Below are 21,614 nucleotides of genomic sequence, written 5' to 3'. Positions count from 1 at the left end.
CATAAGGACATTTGTCCTATAATATACCGGGTCTGTGGATTTGTCCCTTCGCCCGTGTAAGTGATCGCTGCGTAATGCCCAGATACGATGCCAGATCCTGTGTTGTTACTCGCTGAATGAGTATCGGTTCATTAGATAAGACATGAAGATATTTATCTACCGCCGACCTATTATTATAATTCAGCATATAACGTTCCTTTTGGTTATACTCCTGCTCCATTACCGATTTTATAACTTCATTCAAAGCCACCAACTGACCAAGCAGATACTGATAGTCCAGGTAGTTTATCCTATAGATTATGCTATCCTCAATAGCCCTGATACTCCTTCTGGATTTTTCCTGTGCCATAAACTCAGGAAACGAGGTAGCAAATTCATTTTCAAACTTGAAGCAGGTTATATTTTCCTTTCCTTCTTTATCAGTTGCATATGCTTTTACAGAGCCACTGGCGACAAATCCTATATAACGGCAAGGCTCATCTTCACGAATAAAAAAATCACCTTTTTTTAAGTTGATCGGTTTGAAGAACTTTGTAGCAAAGGTAATTTCCTCAGCAGACAGTCTTCCTATGGAGGATAGGTAATTTTCAAATACGTCAGTCATTTCGCACTCTTTTTATTATTTTATTTCTTCTTAACCGTCTATGGGTTACTCAACAAATCCAACATACAAAACTAGCAATTATTGCACACTAAAAAAGGATCGATGTCCTTTACTATTTCAACTTTATGGATGTGGCTATCCAAAGCGAGCAATGTTTCTGGTGTAGCTTGAATCTATGGTGTTATCTCTGTATCTTTCATCCCATTTTAATTATTGCATTGAAGATATATAGGAAATGTAAAATTAGAACTATAGGGACAGTTTTGGCTCAGCCTTTCTTTTTTATTAAGACAAATCACATAAAATCACTACTTTTTCATAGTACCGAAAAGGGGTTCGTTTTTAATCCATAAAAAAATACTGCAAGGAATAAATCCCTGCAGTATTTTTTTATGTGTTTTTAGAATCTCCGAACCTTATTATTTCTATAAAAAAGTAGCTCTATTAGTTTTGGAATTTTACAAAATCCAGATAAAAAGAAGGATTTCCGGCATTGAATGAGGCTGGAACTATTCCGTTTGTTTTTCCAGCTAACACAGTATAGGTTCCGGGTGTAGCAAAATATAATACACGGTTCTGATCTCTTGGAAACATGAATGCAGCAGTGTTTGATCCACAGTAGCTTCTCCAGACATCACCAATACCATTAATATAAAAAAAGTAATCATTACAGTCAGAATTGATAGCAACTCCACATCGGAAAAAATACCAGCCCTTTGCAGGAATAGTGACCTGAATTCCCGTATTCAATCCGGCAGCTCCGGTTCCTCCCGTATAAGGATTTACCAATGTTCCGGTATAGGGCGTCCAATTATTGGCAAATGCTGTAGTAACAGTAGATGACCATGTTGCTAAACCATTACCATCACTTGTGAGTACATACCCCAGCTGCTGAGTACCATCTTTAATCTGAAGAGCTCCATTAGTAGTTCCATTATCAATAATAACTTTTGCATTTGCTGCCCCCGAGGGTACTGTATTGGTCCCCATCAGGACTTTTCCGGCACCATTAATACTTAAATTGTTTCCCGCCATTGCAATATCTGTAGCTTGTGAAAGGGTTCCTCCCAGCTTTACATCGGTACCTGATAATGTAAGACCATTGCTTGCGGTAATATTGTTATTAATAATCGTTGTTCCTCCGTTACCATTACCTCCTGCAAGTTCTGTAACAGTCATAAATCCTATTTGAGGATTCAACTGAGCTGTTCCTGCTCCTCCTAATCTTACTTTTACAGAGGTATCAACCGTAGGTCTGTAAATAGCATAGGCTTCTGGCTGGCCTCCTATTGTAGTGGCAGGATAATTATTGATAGCATCTACAACACCGGTGGTACTGGAAGGAAGAACAGAATTATTTGAAGCATCCACCCATTCATAGACAAAGAAACCTCCAGCCAGTGAGAACTCTGTAGCATGCAGTTGGCAACGAAGCACATAGGTTTTCCCTGCCTTCAAATTAAAAACACCGGCATTATAAGTAATATTATTGGTTGCAATTACAGACCCAAACGTAACATCTGATCCGGTAGATACTGTTTGAATGGCGTTTGGTTTTACAATAATATAATCTCCTGTAGAAGAAGTTCCTTTTGAAAGTACTTCCCATGTAGAAGCAGCTCCTGTAAGTCCGGTATTGATTAACTCTACACTTTGATTTGCCGGTACAAGAACATTGGGATTTCCATTAATGGTCTCTGGAGTTGCAGAATTTACTGTAATACTAAAGTTTGTATTATTTTTAATCCTATAAATACGTCCTTTATAATTTCCAACCCCACTGATTGCCGAAGGAAGATTAAAAACAGCATTGGAACCACCGTTATAGGAGACATGGAAATCTGATGAGTTCAAATTATAAGAGTTCGCATTGACCGCATTATAATTTGCTGCTAATGATCCAGCGATATCCATAGTAGAACCTGGATTTGCAGTATTAATACCAACATTTCCTGCTTGGGCAAAAGCAAAAGTGGGACTTAAAGCTAACACTGCTACAATTAATTTTGTATAAATTTTAACCATTCATTATTGTTTTACATATCTTAATTGATATTATTATGGGGTAAAGGTATCCTAATATAGATGTAAAAAATCTCCGAATGCCGTGGAAATACATTTACTGGCTTGTGGAAAAATATCCACAACTATAAATTCCCGTTCAGATGCAGAAACCAATATATTTCAAAGCTGGATTCCTGAAATTCTGAGAAAGAGGTGGAGAATTTTATCCAGAGAAATGCGAAAGAATTCAACCAACCTGAAACTGTTAATCACTGATAGTGAAACAACAGCGGTTGTAGGTGATATCGGAATTCATTGTATCAGAGGGGAGAATGCACAGGCAAAACTGGGAATTGCCTGTTCTGGAAAAATGAATGGGTTGAAAAATAAAAATAGTTTATCAAGGCACTACTGTACCGTATATTTTTCGTAAAATGGAGAGAATTTTGTTCTTACAATAGTTAAAGCAACTAAATCATTGCATATCAAATAGGATACAATCATGGTGTGATACCACTTTTTAATGATAACGATAATCCAATTATCATTCTCTATCAATGGATACATCTCTTTTTTAAAGTGCCTGATAACATGATCCTTCCTCTTCCCGTTGAGTGAAAATAAGTCTTTCATAATCTTTGGTAATCTTTAATAATTTTTAGTTTAACAAGTTTTTATGTTGGCTTATTACATGGCTAGTTTTATTATTCCAAATATAGTGAAATACATGGCATTTGTTTTATGACACAAATCATAAAGTATCTGTTAAAATATCCTAAAAAAGGCACATTCCAGTTATTTTTTTCTTAAACTTTCAATTTCCAAAGTATTTTTTGTGAGTATCATCCTGAACATTCCATCATAGGAAATAAAGCTTATACAACTTACGCAATAGATAAAAAGAGCTGAAATTGAATATTTCAGCTCTTCTAATTCTTAAAAATAAAGTTTTTTACTTTTCAAATAATGGATTAGTTCTTTCGGACGGTCAGTCTGAATGATATTGACACCTTTATCAATATACCAGTCATATATATTGGGATGATCCAGAACCAGATCATCATTATTTCCGGCATTATGATGCGGCCACAATGAATTTACCCAGATTTTAACCTTAGTTTCTCTGAGTTTTTTAAAATCAATCAGGTTCTTTTCTGTGGTTCCGATTGTAAATTCAAAACCATAAACTTTATAGCTCTTAAGGTACTCTGAGATTTTTTTCAGATCTTCCTCTTTCCCCAGCTGGATAATCGGCATATAGTGAATTTCATTTTTTATATCACCATATTTTTGATTGAACTCTGAGTAAGATTCATGACCTTTAAACAAAATCTGATCAAGCATATTTCGTTTTTTCACTAAAGGATATACCTGTTTTATATACTCAAAACCTTTGTCCAGATTCAGAAGTATTTTCCCATCAGAAATCTCTAAAATTTCCTGTAAAGTAGGAACACTCATTTGGGTTTCCACTCCTAATCCGTCTCTCAGATGGAGTTTTTTAATCTCGGCTAATGTAAAATCAGACGGCTTTCCTTTCCCTGTTGTCGTTCTGTCGATGGTGTTGTCATGCATCAGGATCAAAACACTATCTTTCGTCATGGCAAGATCTATCTCAGCCATATCTACTCCTTTTTCAATGGCTTTTTTTACCGCCCACACCGAATTTTCCGGAGCCTCTCTCCAATCCCCACGGTGGGCAACCACCATTACTTTGTTATCGGGAAAAGCGGAAAGTGAAATTTTCTTTTGCTGAGCAAAGTGGAGAGACGAAATAATAAGAAGAAACAGTTTTAATAATTTATTGTTGAGCATAATTTTAAAGTTTAAATTAATATCCTGGATTTTGTTTAATTGCGGGATCTGTATTGATCTGTCCTTGTGGAACAGGCATCAGAAGATGATAGGGTTTTATTTGTGCCGTGCTGTATCCGGGATTATTGCTAAAATGAGTTGTCATCACCGAAATAGCCTTTCCCGTCCTGACAAGATCAAACCACCGATGTCCTTCTCCTACAAATTCAAGCCTTCTTTCGCGGTCAATTTCATTCAGTAATGTCTCTTTTGTGGAGAGGTTTACAGAAGCAATACCTGCTCTGGTTTTAATTTTATTCAGCCATACATTGGCATTGGCAAAATCATTCTGCTGAGCAAAACATTCCGCCATCATCAGGAAAACATCAGCCAATCTCAGCACCACAAAATTGCTTCCTCCATCGGCAATGGTATTGGATGTTTTCACCAGTTTTTTACTGAAAGGAATTCCGTTTGACGTAAGCCCGATATAGGCAGACCGTCTTGTATCTCCTGCCAAATAAAGATTGTAGACTTCTTTGGTGGGAAGATTATGGCCTTTCGCTCCTGAAACTGATCCGGAAGGACTGAACATCTGAAATGCCGAACTTCCTTCTGAATTTCCGTTCAATCCGGAAGTGAACTGTACATCAAAAATAATTTCAGCATTATTTTTATTAGTGACATCAAAAATTTTATTGACATCCGTCAAAAGTTGATAGCCTAAAGATTCAATCTGATTTAAATACGTCAGTGATTCTGCAAACTTGTTCTGTGTCAGAAGCACTTTACCCAAAATTCCCAAAGCCGCTCCTTTGGTTACTCTACCCTTTTGCGTTGTGGTGATTGGTAAAAGATCAATCGCTTCTTTCAGATCTTTTTCTATTGCTGAATATACTTCTGCGACAGGCGTTCTTGGCTGCCCAAAGTAATCGTTAACATTCGTGGTTTCTTTTAAAACCAATGGAACATCACCATAAATTCTTACCAGATTAAAATACATCAGCGCTCTCAGAAACTTCATTTCTCCGGTTCTCGTATTTTTCAGGGCATCGGTCATATCAGGGATTTTTCCAATCCTTGTCAGAATAATATTCGCCTGCTGAATTCCGACATAATTGTCCTTCCAGGTACTTGCAATAAGGCTGTTGTTAGGCTGAATAGTGAAAAAATCCAGCTCTCCATACGTAAAGGCATCATTGGCTGGAACCTCATCATAGGTGTTGTCAGAAGGCAATTCTCCCAACGCAGGCATTGCCAGCTGATACTGTCCGGTGTACTGAAGCGCTCCGTAGACTGAAACAATTCCCTGCTCAATTTCAGAAGCATTGGTATAGAATTGTGAGGAAACTTTCTGGGCTTCAGGATTTACATCCAAAAGATCAGACGAGCAGGAAAACATCACAGAAAGACTGAATATTGTAAAGAATATTTTTTTCATGATTTTAAAATTTAAGGTTAAAGCCTACAGAATAAATTTTAGCGACCGGATAATAAGCCTGATCAAACCCCTGCGTAAGAACATTGTCTGAAGTAGCATCGATATTCATTCCTTTATATTTTGACAGCGTGAAAAGATTGTTTCCTACCAGATAGATCTGTGCGTTTTCCAACCCGATATTTCCAAGCATTGATTTTGGAAAATTGAAAGCAAGACGCAGTGATCTCAATCTCACATAATCGGCATTTTTAAAGTAAAGATTTGAAGTTCTGGCTTCTTTTCTGTTATTGGAAAAGTTCATATTCGGCATTCCGAAAAATCCATTGGGATTGGTTGCTGCATTATAGCGGTTGTCAAAATAATACTGCGAGGCCATTCCGAAACCTTCTCCTGATTCTAAGGTAGTGACAGCATCAGCATTGTAAATTCTCTTCCCTATTTCGCTGTATAATGAGAAGCTTAATTCAAAAAGTCCGTATCTGAAATTATTATTGAAACCAAGAATGTATTTGGGAACGCCGCTTCCGAAACTTCTTTTATCATTGACATCAATTTTCCCATCACCATTGAGGTCTTCCATAATATAATCCCCAACCATTGTTCCCGTAATGTGTGGTGAATTGTTGATTTCAGCCTGAGTTTTATAGATTCCGACAATATTGTACCCATACATTTCACCAATAGAGCCGCCCACTTTTGTAACAGAGAAATTATTTTCACCCGTGATAATCTGGTTCTGTCCGTTTGCCAAGGCCAAAACTTCATTTTTATTGGTTGAAAAATTAAAGCTTCCCGAATAGGTAAAATCGTTTGCAATATTGAAAGTTTTTGAAGCAATCTGTAGTTCAAAACCAGAGTTTTTGATCTTCCCTATATTTTGAAGCGATGTACTGAAACCAGACTGCTGTGGAACGGGAACATCGAGTAACAAACCGTCTCTGTTCAGAATATAATAATCTGCAGAAATATTCAGGATATTTTTAAACAGAGAGAAATCAATTCCGAAGTTGTTTGATCTGGACTTTTCCCAGGAAATATTAGGATTGGGAGCCGTTGCCGTTGTATACCCTGGTGTTAGAACGCCACCAAAATTATAATTATCAGGATTCATCAGCGAAAGTGCCCCGAAATTAGGAATCTGATTATTTCCGTTGCTTCCAAGACTATATCTTAGCTTTAAATCCGTTACAATAGTATTTTCAGGAAAGAAATTTTCATTACTGATCGTCCAGCCTGCAGAAAATGCATAGAAATCTCCCCATTTGGAATTCTTCCCGAAACGTGAAGAGCCGTCTCTACGATAAGAAGCCATCAGATTATACTTATTATCAAAGGTGTAATTAACTCTGGTAAAATAAGACATCAATCTCCATTTGTATTGTGTCAGCGTGTTTTTAAATGAAGTTCCGCCTGCAATATTCCGGATGCTGTTGTCTGGAAATGCGGTAGCTTCGGTTAAAAGCTGAGTATTATCTTCCTGCTGAAAAGACTGTCCGGCAATGGCATCTATTCTATGCTCACCCCATTTTTTATCAAATGAAAGCAGGTTTTCAATCAGATAATTTTTACGGATATATTCTGTTCTGTTCGCAAAAGTAACATCCGGAGCGGCCGCTCTGTAGGCTCCCACTGTAGAAGGATCAAAGAAATTATATTCGTAATTGGTGTAATCGCCGCCTACTGACAGTCTGTATTTCAATCCTTTCAACAGCTCAAGCTCAGTAAAAATATTTCCGAAGGTTTTAAATAAAGTATATTTTCTGTTCGTCATTTCCTGAATCGCAACGGGATTCTCTACCAAAGCACCATCCGTTGCTGTATTTCCTAAGATTTGTTTGGAAATAGCCAAACTTCCGTCATCATTATAAGGTTTAAAGAAAGGATACATTGCAGTAGCCATCTGCAGTGGATTATAACTTCTCGAATTTTCTGCGGCATTGATGGTTCCCGTTGCATAAGACGGTGTCATTGTTACTCCTATTTTCCATTTATCCGTAAGTTCTGTGGAAAGATTAACGCTGGTGGAAAATTTTTCGTAATCTGTCCCGATCACCAATCCTTTCTGGTTAAAATAGCTCATGGTAAATGCATATTTGCTTTTATCACTTCCTCCCGTAACATTTAATGAAGTCTGGCTGATGGGTGCCGGTTTCATTACAGTATTCAGCCAGTCGGTATCTGTTAATCCCGGCTGCTTTGCCAGATAAGGGGCAAGATAATCAGGGATTAACTCCCGTAAAGATGCTCCCTTACTTATTCTTGTAGCATTATCATCAGAAATACTTCTGTTACTGCCCTTGGAAAGATAGTTGTTATCTCTGGCTTCTTTCAGAAAAGTGGCCATATCGTAAGCATTCACCAGTTTTACATTATCGCTTCTCATCTGCATTCCGTAATAGGAATCAAAAGAAACAGCCATTCTGCCTTTTTTCCCTTGTTTTGTTTCAATGATAATCACTCCATTGGCTCCTCTGGAACCATAAATGGCTGCGGAGGCGGCATCTTTTAAGATATCAATTTTTGCAATGGAATTAGGATCAATAGCATTCAGATTGGAACCTTCGGTGAGAGGAAGTCCGTCAACAACGATCAAGGGATTCGAACCCGCTGTTAATGTTCCGATCCCTCTTACTCTGATAGAGGGTGAACCTCCCGGCGTTGCATTAGCCTGAGTAATCTGAACTCCGGTAGCTTTTCCGGCAATAATATCCCCGAAATTGCTGGATGCAATGCCTTTCATCTGTTTCTCATCAATAGAAGAAATAGAGCCGGAATTGTTTTTCTTACTCTGTTTTCCATACCCTACCAAAACAACCTCATCAATATTTTTTTCTCTGGATGTTACCGTGTCTTTTATCGGATTTAAATATTCCGCAGACTGTTGAACATTATTCCTCTGAATTTTTGCCATTGCTCTTGCATTGAGACGAACGGTGACGGTTTTCTGATCTACATTAAAATCCAGACCAATATTTTTCTTCAGATAGTCTAAAGACGATGATAGTGACTGATAGTTAACCTGAGATTCATCCACCTGAATATCCTTAAGGTCTGAAACCGAATAAAAGAATTTTACGCCATGTTCTTTTGAAAGTTTTTCAAAGATTTTAATCAAAGGCGTTTTCCGCTGAATGACGGACTGTTGAAAACATTTGTTAGCCTCTGCGTAGGTAAACTGTGGCGCACACAAAAGACCCAACAACATCATGCTAATTGTTGTTTTTTTCATAGCTTTGCTGAAATTAGTTGTTATTTGACTGATTTATATTCAATGCATCGGTAACCCCAATTACTGGTGCATTATTTTTCTAAAATGATATGATAATCTGATTCTTTTCGTGTATTTAAACTAAATGGAAATCCTATGGTTTTAATAACTTTATTAAGGTCTCCGGTGATATCTCCATCAATAACATTCTCTTTATACTGCTGAGGATAGCTTATCGAGATATTGTACGTCTTCTCCAACTGTGAAATGGCCTGCCCGAATTTCATCTCATTAAAATCAAATGTCCTTACGACATCCTGATCATAGAAATGTTTTTCATTTCCGTCTTTATCTGCCAGCCAAGTTTCTTTAGGCAAAAGATAAGTGGTGTGACCTTTATAATCAATTTTCACTTTTCCTTCTTTCAGATAAACTTTTTTATCTTCAGATCTTTGATCAAGCAGGAATTTTGTTCCCAACACTTTTACTTTAAATCCATTGGCATCAATGATAAAGGGCAACGCTTTATTTTTAGCAACACTGAAGAATGCCTTTCCTTTAAAAGAAACATTTCTGGTTTTCTTACCGAAATTTTCTGTCAGGTTCAATTCACTTTCTGGTTGCAGGATAATAATACTTCCGTCCGGCAAGGTGAATTCCTTTTGCATCGTTTCCGTTCTGAAAACCATTTGCTGATGAGATGAAGAGCTTAGAGCATTTTCAGTAAAGAACAGAGTCATCACGGTAAACAAAGGCAAAAGAACAGCCGCAGCCCACAAAAACCTTTTTGTCTTGTTTCTGGATCTGATTTTATTTTCAAGTCCATTCCAGATTCGCTGATCTGCAGAATCCTTCATTTTCCTGTTTTCTTCTTTGACTGATTTCCATTGATTTTCGAAATCCATACGCTCCTGTTTGATCTTTATTAGAGAATACGCAGGAAGTGCAGAATCGTCAACCTATATTTTTTTGATTTAACGATTTGTTCATATTGGGTGATATTGAGTTAAAGTTAACTCAAGCCTAACTAATTTAAAGAAATTAAATGATGAAGGAAATTGGAATAGTAAAAGTATAATCTAAAAGAAGAAATTCAAATTCGCTCTCAGAAACTTCAACACCTTATTCACATGTTTTTCAACAGCTGTTTTGGAAATATCATTTTCCTGAGCGATGGTAAAAAGGCTGAGATTCTGGATTTTATTTTTGATGAAAAACTCACGGCTTTTTTCTGGAACCTGTTCCAGAAGGCTTTCTATCTTTTTGAGTTGGTCTTCCTGCTGTATTTGTTTTTCTATTTCTGAGTTTTCTTCATCCTGACTTTCCGGGGAACTTTCAAGAGGAACGAAAATCATTTTTCTTTTACGGTAGAAATTGGAGACTTCCTGTTTGGCAGATTTAAAAATAAGCGCTTCGATTTCTGACGGAGAATGGGTTTTGGACAGGTATTTCCAGACATGCATAAAAATATCCTGTACTATTTCTTCAATATCTTCTTCTTCCGAAAGGTATTTGGCCACAAAAAAATACACCCTGTGCTTGTAACCGGAATATATTTCTTTAAAATGATCCATTCTTTAATACGTCTTTGAACTCAAAACTGGTGATACAAAAGTATCTAAAAGCTATGGCAATCATATTAAATATATATTAAGTTTAAATCTTTAGCACTCATTCATCGCCGGATTTTCAAAGAAGTATTCTCTGATTATTTCTCAGAAAGAAAAGTTTACATCATCCGCAGAAGGCCTGAAATTGGAATGCATAGCTGCTGTAAAATAGTCGCAGAATATCTGATATACTGCCGAATGGGTATTCGTAGCCCGGATTCCCAACTGTGTATAAACGGTAAGGATCTGATGGGATAATTTTTGAACCAGTTCTACCCCATATTGATGAATCTCATGTTCTTTATCGTCTGAAATTCCTTTGTGATCACCGAGTATATTTTCTACTTCTCTGGCTATGTTTAAAACTTTTTCCAAATGCTTTTCAACGGATTCTGCAAAACCTTTGAAATGGATCTCAGGACGAATACCTTCTGCTTCTTCAATAAAATGAGAGGCCATTCCCAAATAATTGACCAATAGCGTCAAATCCGCAAAAACCCGAAACGGAATGCTGTCCAGAATATCATTCGTGAAAAAATGATCGTACACAAAACTGTAGTCTTCGCTTACCATAACATTTTCAATGGTAAAGGAATAGGTACCGCTTGCTTTCATTCCCATAGATTTCCAGTTGGGGATAATTTCAGCATGTTCTTTCGGAATGATGAATGAGCGAATCACCTCATTGCCGTTGTTATCCGTTATAGGTTTCCCGTTTTCTGTAATCTTGGCATTCAGTGTAAAATGGGTCAGATGAGGTGCTCCTGTTGCAAAATTCCATGAACCGTTGATCAGATAGGTATTATCATCCTGCTTTTCTGCAGTGCCACCAACCATTCCGCTTCCGCCAAAACAGGTTTTGGTATGGGTGAAGAGTAACTGAGCAACTTCGGGTTTACTATTTCTGGAAAAATAGTTGGCTCCGGCACAAAGTGTCAGCATCCAGCCAAAGCTTCCATCGGTTTGCGCCCAGCCAAATAATGCTTTAAGCCCTTCTTCAAAACGATAGCCGAGTCCACCATATTTTTTGGGAACCCAGATTGTAAGCAATCCTTCTTCGTGAATATGCAGCATCACTTTATCAGAAATTACAGAAGCTCCCTGAAGTTCTTTTCTGATGTCTTTAATACTGAGCATGAGCTTTGGATTTAATGATTTTTTGCCATTCTATATAACCGGAGATTGCCACTAAAAATAAGAATGATGTCAAAACAGCATAGAGATATAATTCCTTATGAATCATTAAAGGAATGGAAATAATATTACTGATATTGAGGATCACCCAGTTTTCAATTTTCCGTCTTGCCATCAGCCACATTCCTGCCCAGGCAAAAGCACTTACCAGGGAATCCCAAACAGGAACATCCGAATCGGTAAAATGAGTGAGAAAAGACCAGAATAAGATAAAAGTTCCCAAAACAATTCCTCCGGTAATCCATTTTTCATTGGTGGTAGTAACGGAGATTTCCATTTCGGATTTCTGTTTCCCAAATTTCCAGTACAACCATCCGTAGATGCTCATGATCAGGTAATAAAGATTTAAGGTAAATTCAGCATAAAGCTTTGATGTAAGCATTACGTACAGCGTAAACAGAATACCTGCAATTCCGAAAAGATAGTTGTTGACATTGTTTTTACGGGCCAGTAAAACCTGAATCACTGAAAATAAGACTCCGAACCATTCCGGTAAGGTAATTTGTTTTAAAATGTCCTGCATCATATTAATTTTTAGAAATCAAATGATGAGATGATAAGTAAGCAATCCCTACGCCGGCATTGTCCGGATCAGGTGTGGAAGTACATTCCTGGGTATCATCTCAGCCACTGTTATCTGTAGCACCCCATTGTTGGGGCAAAGGTGCAGTTTTTTTGTGGAAAAAGAAAATACATCAACCTTTTTATTTTGAAATAGCATTCCCTTCAGAATTATCAATAATTTTTATATTTGTCAAACAATACCTTATAAAACGACAACCATGAACTTTTTCAAAAAACTTTTTTCAAAAAATACGGACACAACTGGTCAACAGCAGTCTGATACTCCAAGAATAGACGGAATATATACGGATGAATATTTCAAAAACAGATATACTGAAGATCAGCTTTTGTCCGATAATACTTTGGTTGATGGCTCATTCAGAATGCTGAACAGCTATTTCATGGATAACAAAATAACACCAGCTCTTGAAAATCCTATTTATCATCCTATGAATTTGGATAAGGCTGTTACTCAAGAACCCGGATTTTATGAGTATTGTAAATCATTTGATCAGGAAGACAAACAGATCGGACTAATGCTAACGGTAGCATTTTCATATTATATGGTTCATGAACTTGGGTTTAAACTGTACAGAGACAAAACTCCTGAATTTCCTTTACGATTTATGACTCTGAAATATGACAATAACGGAGGTGTTATTTCTTTATATCCGTTTGAATATTCTTTGAAAGTTTTAAACGGAGAAGCTTTATTCAATGATCTTCTGGAAAGAATTAAAAGCAATTTAGGAAATATCCCAAATGCAGAAGATTTAATCGCTAATTTTAAACAGAATCTGGCTCAGGAATAAATTATTACCCTACTCTTCACGAACTAACCGGAATGTAAGATTAATACGCTCCTTCATAGAAGTTACAGATTTAGCAATCCTGTGTTCCCAGTTTTCCTGAAGATCTCCTTTCATAATCAATAATGAACCGTGAGGAAGTGGCAGACTGTATTTACTCTGATGATGGTCTTTTTTCCTGAAATCAAAGTTTCTGGTCTGCCCCAGGCTTACTGATGCAATCACAGGACGTTTTCCGTATCTGCTTTCTTTATCTCTGTGCCAGGCAACAGAATCATTATGATCTCTGTAAAGGTTAAGCAATACAGAATTGAACTGGTAACCGAATGTTTCTTCTATCCTTTCTTTTAAAGAAAATAATTCGGGAGTCCAGACGTTATTATCCACTTCACCATTTCCTAATGGATAATCCGTTTTCGGATCCCCATACCATGCCGTTAAGCGTGGGGTCAGAACCGTTTTATCATACATTTTCTGGGTACGTTGTTTCCAGGGTGCTGTTTCAAGCAGATGAGCCTTCAGTTTATCTGCTTCATGCGGACTCAGGAAATGCTCACTGTATTCCAGAAGGTCTTTTGGAAATTCATATAAATCTTCTGAGTCGAACAAGCTGAGCTGAGTCATATTTTTATTTTTTAAATAAGAGAAAAGCTTATGGTATTTAAGCAAATAAAATTGATACAAATAATATCTACAAATATATTAATAATGATACATAATAAATCATTCACTGAAGATCATTATAAAAAAGTACACATGAGGAGATTTTTCACATGAGTTACATAATTATTTTTTTTTCGTTAAAAACAAGCCAATTATAGTATAATTCACTTTTATAACAAATTGTAAATTAAATATCTGAAATAATTAATACATTCAAAAAAACGAGTAATAATGCATTATCTGCATACAACAGGAAGTCACTTCGCCAAGATTTAATACTTAATTCAAAAATAATTATTCATCTTTGCAGCCTTAAAATCAAACACGCTAGTTTATTTCATGAGCATTACTTTTAAAAAGCGACTTATTATAGCGCTTGTATTACCTACGGCCGCCATATATTATGGGCAGAGTACGAAGGATTCTTTAGAGAAATCTAAATCTATTGATGAGGTTATGTTGGTAGGTAGAAACCTTTCCCAAACAGCCAAAGAGAGAAAAACCCCTGTTGCGGTTTCCAACATTAAGGCAGCAGAAATTCAGGAGAAACTGGGAAACAGAGAATTCCCTGAAATTATGAAGTCTACTCCATCCGTTTATGTTACCAAAGTTGGTGGAGGATTTGGAGACAGCAGAATCAACATGAGAGGTTTTGACGGAGCCAACATTGCAGTCATTATCAACGGACAGCCGGTGAATGATATGCAGGGAGGTACAGTGTACTGGTCTAACTGGACCGGGTTAGCTGATATTGCAAGCAACATCCAGATTCAAAGAGGTTTGGGAGCTTCTAAATTTGTTGTTCCTTCTGTAGGAGGAACGATCAATATCGTAACCAAAGCTACCGATTCTGAGCAAAAAGCAATGATTAAAGGAGAAGTTGGAAATGATAACTATTCCAGAATATCAGCCATGTACTCTTCAGGATTAAAAAACAAATGGGGAACAACCGTATTGCTTTCCCGCTGGCAAGGTGACGGATACATCAATGGAACAAAAGGAGAAGGTTACTCATGGTTTTTCTCTACAGGATTTAAGCCTAATGAAAAGCATGCGTTCAATCTAATCGCTACCGGAGCACCTCAGGTACACGATACGAGAAGATCTTCTGCAACCGGAGCTAATGTGGCAACGCTTCAGCAGTTTGAAACTTACGGAAGAAGATACAATCCACAAACAGGAATGCTGAACGGTTCTCAATTCAACCTGGCTCCTAACTTCTATCATAAGCCCATTGCCTCTTTGAACTGGGACTGGACTATGAATGACAACCTGAAGTTATCTACCGTTCTTTATGGTTCATGGGGACGTGGTGGCGGTGGTACCGGATTGAACGGTTCTATAAAAAATGCAGGCGGACAAACCATGAATTTCATGAATTATGGTGCAGGCGGAGATGGTACCATCAACTGGGATATGATTTATCGCTATAACAGAGGTGGTATGGTAACAGATTATAATGGAAATACCTTCCAGAAATCAACCTTTACTGCTCCTGCAGGTTCTCCAGGTGATTACAACGGACAATATGTAGCAACGCTGAACGGAACCAGTGGGATCGTGAGAAAACAAAGTATCAATGCTCATGACTGGTATGGTGTGATTGCTGACCTTAATTATAAAAAAAATAACTGGACTTTTAACGGAGGTATTGATCTTAAGACCTACAAAGGAGCATTATATGATATTGTAACTGATATGTTAGGATCAGATGCATTGTTTGTTCCTGGTACAGCCAATGCTCCAAAAGGATATTATATCAATCAAACCGTAAAACCGGAACCGCTTACCAAGCTTAAAGATGCTCAGAAAGTTTCTATTCACAACGAAGGGCTGGTAAAATGGGCTGGAATCTATGGAATGGTTGAATACAGCTCTGAAAAGCTAAGTGCATCTGTTCAGGGATCTGTTTCTGAGCAGTATTACAAGAGAAGAGACTATATGCTGTATACTCCGGGAAATCAGGAGACAAAATGGTATCACAAAACAGGTTATATTGTAAAAGGAGGTGCAAATTATAATATAGATGATCATCATAATGTATTTTTCAATACAGGAGTTATTTCAAGACAGCCATTATTCAACGCTTTATTCCCTTCAAACCAGAATATTTATAACGATGCGAAGAATGAAAGAATCTTCTCTGTAGAGTTAGGATACGGTTTCAAATCGCGTTATATCGATGTGAATATCAACGCTTACAGAACACAGTGGGATGACCGATTCATTTCCAGAACATTCAATGCTACTGCTGCGGATATTGCAAAATTCCCTCAGTTAAGTCTTGGAAATGCCTATTTCTACAATGCCCTGAATGTTGGTCAGCTGCACCAGGGAATTGAACTGGAAGCAAAAGCAAGACCTTTTACCAACCTTAGATTAAGAGGAATGGTATCATTAGGTAACTGGAAATATAAAGGAAACGCCAACTTCAATATTCTTGATGTTCAGAACAACCAAGAAATAGCTGGGGCAACCGGAACCATCAATATCAAAGACCTGAAGGTTGGAGATGCCGCTCAAACAACGGCAAGTATCGGTGCAGATTATAATATCACCAAAGCTTTCAGTATTGATGCTAACTGGGAATATTATGACAAACTTTATGCTCAGTTCAACCCGATCAACTTCCTTACTGAAGCGGCAAGAGAAAAAGGTATTGTAAAATTGCCAAGCTATCATTTATTTGATGTAGGGGCTTCTTACAAGTTCACTATTGATGCAAAAAAATCTTTAACATTGAGAGCGAATGTATACAACTTATTCAACAAATATTATATTTCTGAATTAAGCTCCAATATCTTCGCCGGAGATAAAATTGCCAATGGTCCGGATGCCGGAAAAACGTATCAGGAAACTGGCAGAGTATATCAGGGTGTTGCAGACGGGAACACTGGATTCCTAGGTTTTGGAAGAACATGGTCTGTTTCAGCAACTTTGAGATTCTAAGATAATATCATTTCAATAATGAGTCAAATCAATAGGCTGTCCTTTTTGGGACAGCCTATTTTTATCTTAATCATAAGTTCTACAATAATAATATATAAGTTTTTACAGTCTAAAAATTCTTAGGTTTCTTATTCTGAGCTGCCTGTCTTGCGATTTCATCAATCCGATTTTTTCTGGTTTCGGGTCTTTTGGCAAGTACAATCCATTGCAGCAACATTTTTTTTATAGATTTACTTAGGCTTAGAAAATAGATTTCGGAGCCTTCATGAATTTTAAATGCTTCATTCAGATCCTCCGGAACCTCCAGTTCTTCCACGCTGTCTAAAATATTCCAGGAACCATTCTCTTTTGCAATGCTGATCGTCTCGAATCCTGCCTTAGTCATCAGATTATTCTCTATCAGTTTCTGAACCTTATCCTTATTAATTTTTGACCAGGTACTCTTCGGCTTCCGTCTACTGAATAACTGCATAAACGAACCTTCATCAATCGTCTTCCTCGTACTGTCAATCCAGCCGAAACAAAGGGCTTCATCCACCAGCTCAGTCCAATGAACAATGGGTAAATTTGATTTTCTGGTATTACAAATAAGCCATACAGACTGTTCTATATGGTGATTCTCTTCCAGCCATTGCCGCCATTCTTCCTTTGTATTGACATAAAAGGTTTTTTTCTCTGCAATTTTACCCATAGTTTTTTTTATTGATACTGTAAAATTAAAAGACTTTAGTGACAATAGTTTGTCAGTATTAAAATTTCAATTTCTTACTTGTGACATTCCATGATGTAAGCCTATCTTAAAGAAATAAATGATAAATTAGGCAAAACAAATTACTAAAAAAACATTCTACCTTTTTCAATCGGATATGGAGAGAGAAACTATAGATTATATTATCAGATATTTTGGGAAATTAATGACCGAAAACGAAGCATTAGCCCTGAATAATCATATGTACACTTCAAAGAGTTCCGAAAATGCTTATTTGAGAAATCTGATGATGGAACGTGGCTGGATAAAGTCTGATCCTGAAATAACAAAGCTATTAGAAAATGGAAATGAGGCTTTTCGACAAAACGTTGTAATGAGGATATTGACTGAAACTCCTGAGAAAGTTTTTTTCAATAATTGCCCGAAGTGTAATAAGCTTGCCCGTACTCCCTATGCAAAGCAGTGCAGACATTGTGGATACAGCTGGCATGATGTTACTGCTAAATTTAAGATTGACAGTGTCTTTCAGCTTACCAACAGAAGCTTTTATCTGCTTGGAGAAATTATAGAAGGAGAAATACATCCAGGTCAATTGATGGATCTAACGGTACTAGGGCTTCATAAAAAAATTACAATTGGATCTATTGAATTAGCTGATAGAATAAATAACGGAAAACCATGGAACGGGATTGGCCTTGGAACCAATGAACTAACGGAAGAAGAAAAACAACATTTAAAACAAAAATCTTTTCTTAATCCTATCATCAATATTTCTCAATCATAGTGTATAGCTCTTTAAAGGGTTGATTGTTAGCCCTATTTGTTTAAAACTAATTATTTACTATTTAAATCCATATCAATTAAATAAGCCAGATGTTCATGCATTTTTTCTACAAAATGAAGTTCAGCGTTCAGGATCTTAGCTGTTGATTTTTCAAAATTGTATTTGGTTTTGATACTGAATTCAAACTGGTCAATAGAAAAATCCTTCTCCTTTTCATAAAGCTTTTTGATATGGCTTTTCATAAGTTCATCCTGGTTGTTCAGTACGGAATGAAACTCTACAAAAAGGTTGTCGTTTTCTTCTTCAAGTTTTACCAGTTTCAACTGATAGTGATATTCTACCCCATCAATCAGCCTGGAATGGATGTTTGACGGACTGAATAAAAAACTGTAATATTCATTAGGAGGAAATATAAGGTTATAAACTTCCGGCAGTAAAAGAATGTATTGCAGATTTTTCTTCAATTCAACATCAAAATTTTTCAATCCCTTTTCATAATTTGTAATCAACTTATTTTGATCCTTTTCCTCCGGGAAAGCACTCGTCAGCTTATTCTCTTTCCAATTTTTCCAATTTTTCCAAAGATCAGGTTTATTCTCAATAGAAAGTATTTTCCCGCTAAGATTTCTTTTCAACTGAATATTGCGGGAAATATCTGCAAGAGTAAGACTTTGCAACAAAAAAGGCTTCATCAAAGTATCATCAGTATCACCCGTGATTTCCTGTAGCTTTATGGTGTTATTGATATCATGATCTCTTTTTTCCTGTTCAATAATAATATCCGATGAGGTTTTTAATGAGATTGGTTTGTTCTCTTTACCCATCATAAAAGTATTCTCTACCTTCAGGGTGTATTCCTGTGAGAACTTTTCCAGTTGAAAAAGAGGAATATTTTCCCCGAATAAAAAATTTGAAATACTCATTTCATTACTATTGTATACTCTGAATGCCTTTATTGCTGAAAATGAATTTTATATATTTTATGATTCTAACTCCAGTTTCTGATTGGTAGTCATATTTACAATAAATATTTATGCAGGAACAGATGGAAGCTGATTAAAAAGATTCTGATAATCTAACAATGCTTCATAATCTAAATAATTTTTAGGAGTATCGAACCAATGTTTGGATAAGTCTGCAGTTCCAAATTGCTCAACTAGTTCAACATTCCCATTAGTTTCAGTAAACTCTTCTGAAAAAACATTATTTTTTTTCTTTTGTGAATAAAAGAGTATCGTTTGTCCTAAACCACCTATTCTGTCAATTTGACTTAGAAATATTTTATTATTATCATAAGGAACAAATCCATTGTCTTTTGAACCCGTATCAATATAACCCTTCATAAAATTTGTACTTAAATATACTTTCAATCCATTTTCCTTTTCCTCATAATATTTAATACTTATTGAAAGAGTTGTATTGCTTACTGTAGCATACGGTTTCTGATCCTTATAAAATGTGATAACATATTCCAGATTATTCTCAAATGCATATTTAGCCCAATCTTCTGGAGAAATATTTGAAAATTGTGTAGGGACTTTCAATCCAAATTCATTGGATAAAAGTACCTCAAGAGTAGTTTCCTCACTCATGATTATTTCTCCCATAGTAGCATTATAATCTGCAAATTTCGTTGTATACATAATATTTTACTTTATAAATTGTGACATATCATCAACAATAGTAACTCCTTTTTTTGCTGCATGGTCTAGTATTTCTTTACTTAAATTACCTTTATTTTCCACATGCAAAATCACACTACTTGCTGATGGTATTTTCTTACCTGTTTCTTTAATGGTAGATTCAGCATAATGAGCTGCATCATTAATATAACTTTTAATGGTTTTATCTGTTATTTTGCTCAAATCACTTGCTTTACGCTCAATTATTTTATAGGTACCATCTTTTAATCTTATTAAGCCATCAATAGCACCTTCTCCGCCATTCTTTAATAATACCCTTACTTCTTGTGAATACTTAAACCCTTTTTCTAGTGCTTGCTTACGTAATTCACCATTCCATACTAAATTAAAAAAATATCCACGTCTAACTTTCTGAAACCATTTCTGAGATTCCAAAAGCATCTGAGACAAGCATCTACCAGAATTATGTACCAGTAAAGCTAACAGGCCTACAAAATAGGTATGAAAATGAGCTACCGTAAAGTTATAAACTTTTTTAGGTTCATAGCTATATTCAGTTTTTTCAATGGTGACTTTAGTGTCATCTTTGGTCCAAATCTTTTCGCCAATTTCTAATTCTGAAGCATCTTTCCAACCTTCTTCAGTATAAAAAGGATGTATTGCCGTTGTTTCGATCACTTCAGCTTCAGTATAAATACTAATGATATGGTCACTTTCATTGATGATAAAATCAATAACCGGCTGAAGAGCGACAGTATCTGTATCTTCATCATAAGCCCACACCTGATCTCCGATTTGGATATCCTCAATATTTTTAATTCCGTGTTCGGTATGCACGGGTGTTCCGGCTGGAAAACAGGCAAAAACACAGGTCTTGAGCAATTTTTTGGCTACATCATCCACACTTTTCTTTAAAGCTTCTTTACTCAGCTTTTTTAGTGCCGCTTTCCCCATCTGTTGCAGCGCTTCTTTAGATATAGCTTTTGCTCCTGCTTTTATAGCGCCTTTTACTCCTGCTTTTGCTCCCTGCATGGCTACTGTTCCGGTTCCGAAAGAAACCACACCTACAGCTATGGAAGCGACATCCCAAATTAAAAATCCGGCATTCATAAGGCCACCGCCTACATCTCCGGTTTGTATATCATTGATGAGGTCACGACCGCTTCCCCAAACCGGAATCATACCTTCTACAAAGCCTGCCTCTCCTACACTATCACCATGTCCACTGTCGTCAAGTTCACGCTGTGCCTGATCCTGCATATCTTTTACCTCCTTGGCTGCATCATCCGGAAGAGGAACCTGTCCACTGGTCATAAACTCTATCTTCCCGCCTATAGGACATTGACAGGTACTTTTTCCTATCAAAGAACGGATCCCGTTAATTTTTACCTGCCAGGTATCCTGCCAGGTCATAGGAACAGTAGTAGGGGTGCAAGGTCCTCCACTGATTTTACACACTTTAAAGGAAGGGATATTAATAAGAGGAGTAGCATCCTGATTGGTTGCCACAAGACAGCCATGGATTTTCACCTTCGTATTGAACGTAGGTTTAAAGAAATCCGGAGCTGCCCCCTGATCACACATCATCAGGGCATTCAGGGTTATGTATTCTAACTCATCCATGATTTCGGTTTTAGA

General features: G+C 36.7%; 18 protein-coding genes and 1 riboswitch. Of the genes, 4 read left to right on the top strand and 14 right to left on the bottom strand.

The window, feature by feature from the left end:
• Positions 1-16: 16 nt before the first annotated feature.
• On the bottom strand, positions 17-604 hold the full coding sequence (locus CQ022_RS02645) for a Crp/Fnr family transcriptional regulator (protein ID WP_105682480.1): 588 nt from the start codon (positions 602-604) through the stop codon (positions 17-19).
• A 444-nt stretch (positions 605-1,048) separates the two neighbouring features.
• Positions 1,049-2,629, bottom strand: coding sequence for a hypothetical protein (locus tag CQ022_RS02640; RefSeq protein WP_105682481.1), 1,581 nt, complete (start codon positions 2,627-2,629; stop codon positions 1,049-1,051).
• Positions 2,630-2,711: 82 nt separating this feature from the next.
• Between CQ022_RS02640 and CQ022_RS02635 the strand changes: the two genes are divergently transcribed.
• The gene (locus CQ022_RS02635; RefSeq protein WP_105682482.1) at positions 2,712-3,041 is read left to right on the top strand and encodes a hypothetical protein; all 330 of its coding nucleotides are present in this window, start codon (positions 2,712-2,714) and stop codon (positions 3,039-3,041) included.
• 503 nt (positions 3,042-3,544) lie between these two features.
• On the opposite strand, the gene CQ022_RS02630 is transcribed toward CQ022_RS02635, so the two are convergent.
• The 7 genes from CQ022_RS02630 to pnuC all read right to left on the bottom strand — a co-directional run bounded on the left by CQ022_RS02630 (position 3,545) and on the right by pnuC (position 12,381).
• Complete coding sequence (locus CQ022_RS02630) at positions 3,545-4,423, bottom strand: glycerophosphodiester phosphodiesterase family protein (RefSeq protein ID WP_105682483.1); 879 nt, start codon at positions 4,421-4,423, stop codon at positions 3,545-3,547.
• Positions 4,424-4,439: 16 nt separating this feature from the next.
• On the bottom strand, positions 4,440-5,843 hold the full coding sequence (locus CQ022_RS02625; protein WP_105682484.1) for a RagB/SusD family nutrient uptake outer membrane protein: 1,404 nt from the start codon (positions 5,841-5,843) through the stop codon (positions 4,440-4,442).
• Between the two features lie 4 nt (positions 5,844-5,847).
• Complete coding sequence (locus tag CQ022_RS02620; RefSeq protein ID WP_105682485.1) at positions 5,848-9,072, bottom strand: SusC/RagA family TonB-linked outer membrane protein; 3,225 nt, start codon at positions 9,070-9,072, stop codon at positions 5,848-5,850.
• A 71-nt stretch (positions 9,073-9,143) separates the two neighbouring features.
• The gene (locus tag CQ022_RS02615) at positions 9,144-9,956 is read right to left on the bottom strand and encodes a FecR family protein (RefSeq protein WP_105682486.1); all 813 of its coding nucleotides are present in this window, start codon (positions 9,954-9,956) and stop codon (positions 9,144-9,146) included.
• A gap of 174 nt (positions 9,957-10,130) precedes the next feature.
• Positions 10,131-10,625, bottom strand: a complete 495-nt coding sequence (locus CQ022_RS02610) for an RNA polymerase sigma factor (RefSeq protein ID WP_105682487.1) — start codon at positions 10,623-10,625, stop codon at positions 10,131-10,133.
• A gap of 141 nt (positions 10,626-10,766) precedes the next feature.
• Positions 10,767-11,798: a hypothetical protein gene (locus CQ022_RS02605; RefSeq protein ID WP_105682488.1), complete on the bottom strand. Its 1,032-nt coding sequence runs from the start codon at positions 11,796-11,798 to the stop codon at positions 10,767-10,769.
• Positions 11,785-12,381, bottom strand: a complete 597-nt coding sequence (gene pnuC, locus CQ022_RS02600) for a nicotinamide riboside transporter PnuC (protein WP_105682489.1) — start codon at positions 12,379-12,381, stop codon at positions 11,785-11,787. Before pnuC ends, CQ022_RS02605 begins: the two co-directional genes overlap by 14 nt.
• A gap of 25 nt (positions 12,382-12,406) precedes the next feature.
• A riboswitch (TPP riboswitch) is annotated at positions 12,407-12,515 on the bottom strand.
• Between the two features lie 122 nt (positions 12,516-12,637).
• Here pnuC and CQ022_RS02595 point away from each other — a divergent pair.
• Positions 12,638-13,231, top strand: a complete 594-nt coding sequence (locus CQ022_RS02595) for a hypothetical protein (RefSeq protein WP_105682490.1) — start codon at positions 12,638-12,640, stop codon at positions 13,229-13,231.
• A 9-nt stretch (positions 13,232-13,240) separates the two neighbouring features.
• On the opposite strand, the gene CQ022_RS02590 is transcribed toward CQ022_RS02595, so the two are convergent.
• Entirely contained in the window at positions 13,241-13,852 is a 612-nt protein-coding gene (locus CQ022_RS02590; RefSeq protein WP_105682792.1) for an alpha-ketoglutarate-dependent dioxygenase AlkB family protein, read from the bottom strand.
• Positions 13,853-14,230: 378 nt separating this feature from the next.
• Here CQ022_RS02590 and CQ022_RS02585 point away from each other — a divergent pair, with 378 nt between their 5' ends.
• Complete coding sequence (locus tag CQ022_RS02585; RefSeq protein ID WP_105682491.1) at positions 14,231-16,840, top strand: TonB-dependent receptor; 2,610 nt, start codon at positions 14,231-14,233, stop codon at positions 16,838-16,840.
• Positions 16,841-16,949: 109 nt separating this feature from the next.
• Here the strand turns inward: CQ022_RS02585 and CQ022_RS02580 are convergent, their stop codons facing one another.
• Complete coding sequence (locus CQ022_RS02580; RefSeq protein ID WP_105682492.1) at positions 16,950-17,531, bottom strand: YdeI/OmpD-associated family protein; 582 nt, start codon at positions 17,529-17,531, stop codon at positions 16,950-16,952.
• Positions 17,532-17,706: 175 nt separating this feature from the next.
• On the opposite strand from CQ022_RS02580, the gene CQ022_RS02575 reads away from it, so the two are divergent.
• Positions 17,707-18,333 (top strand): hypothetical protein, encoded by a 627-nt coding sequence (locus tag CQ022_RS02575; RefSeq protein WP_105682493.1) that lies wholly within the window; start codon positions 17,707-17,709, stop codon positions 18,331-18,333.
• A 50-nt stretch (positions 18,334-18,383) separates the two neighbouring features.
• Here the strand turns inward: CQ022_RS02575 and CQ022_RS02570 are convergent, their stop codons facing one another.
• The 3 genes from CQ022_RS02570 to CQ022_RS02560 form a co-directional block, all read right to left on the bottom strand.
• Positions 18,384-19,256, bottom strand: a complete 873-nt coding sequence (locus CQ022_RS02570) for a hypothetical protein (RefSeq protein ID WP_105682494.1) — start codon at positions 19,254-19,256, stop codon at positions 18,384-18,386.
• A gap of 108 nt (positions 19,257-19,364) precedes the next feature.
• Positions 19,365-19,976: a hypothetical protein gene (locus tag CQ022_RS02565; RefSeq protein WP_105682495.1), complete on the bottom strand. Its 612-nt coding sequence runs from the start codon at positions 19,974-19,976 to the stop codon at positions 19,365-19,367.
• Between the two features lie 6 nt (positions 19,977-19,982).
• Entirely contained in the window at positions 19,983-21,599 is a 1,617-nt protein-coding gene (locus tag CQ022_RS02560; RefSeq protein ID WP_105682496.1) for a polymorphic toxin-type HINT domain-containing protein, read from the bottom strand.
• Positions 21,600-21,614 lie beyond the last annotated feature (15 nt).

This window comes from Chryseobacterium culicis (assembly GCF_002979755.1).
Classification (GTDB): domain Bacteria; phylum Bacteroidota; class Bacteroidia; order Flavobacteriales; family Weeksellaceae; genus Chryseobacterium; species Chryseobacterium culicis_A.
Note: the sequence above shows the minus strand (reverse complement) of the source record. Positions and strands in the feature narration are given on the sequence as shown.